This is a genomic window from Streptomyces huiliensis (assembly GCF_020037025.1).
In the GTDB taxonomy this organism is placed as follows: domain Bacteria; phylum Actinomycetota; class Actinomycetes; order Streptomycetales; family Streptomycetaceae; genus Streptomyces; species Streptomyces huiliensis.
This window is the reverse complement of sequence record NZ_JAIQLH010000557.1, coordinates 1-610: the sequence shown is the minus strand read 5'-3', so window position 1 is coordinate 610 and position 610 is coordinate 1. Positions and strand designations below refer to the sequence as shown.

Annotated in this window: 1 pseudogene; it reads left to right on the top strand. The window is 80.0% G+C overall.

From position 1 onward, the window contains the following. Positions 1-610, top strand: a pseudogene (locus JNW98_RS35840) (protein kinase); the annotation flags it as partial.

Below are 610 nucleotides of genomic sequence, written 5' to 3'. Positions count from 1 at the left end.
GTGCCGGACCCCGCCGCTCCCGCCGAGCCCTCGCCTCCCGGCACCGCGGAGAGCGCCGCCCCCGCCACCTGGGGGCGCCCGGCCGACTCCGCCGGCGCGCTCGCCGCGGAGCGCGCCCGGCAGGCCCGGATGCTCGTCGTCGGCCCGGTCACCGAGCGCTGGGCGCCCGAACAGGCCTGGCCGGTCCAGGAGAACTGGCAGCTCGCCCCGCCCGTCGGCCCGGCCGCCGACCTCTGGGCGCTGGGCGCCCTGCTGTTCCGCGCCGTGCAGGGCCACGCGCCGTATCCCGAGGAGAGCGCCGCCGAACTCGTCCGGATCGTCTGCTCCGAACCCCCGGCCTACGCCGAGGAGTGCGGCGCCCTGCGCCCGGTCGTCGAGTCGCTGATGCGCAAGGACCCCGAGGAGCGGCCGGACTTCGAGGAGCTGCGCGGCTGGCTGCGGTCCCTGATCCGGTCCGCCCCGGAGCCGGACGTCGGCAGCCGTACGGTCACCGTCCCGCCGCCCGCGCCCGGCGAACCGGCGGCGGCACCGGCAGCCAAGGGCGGCGCCCGGCTGCCGATCGTGCGCCGCCGGGGCGAACTGGTGCGCCGCCGCAGGGGACGCGGGGCCG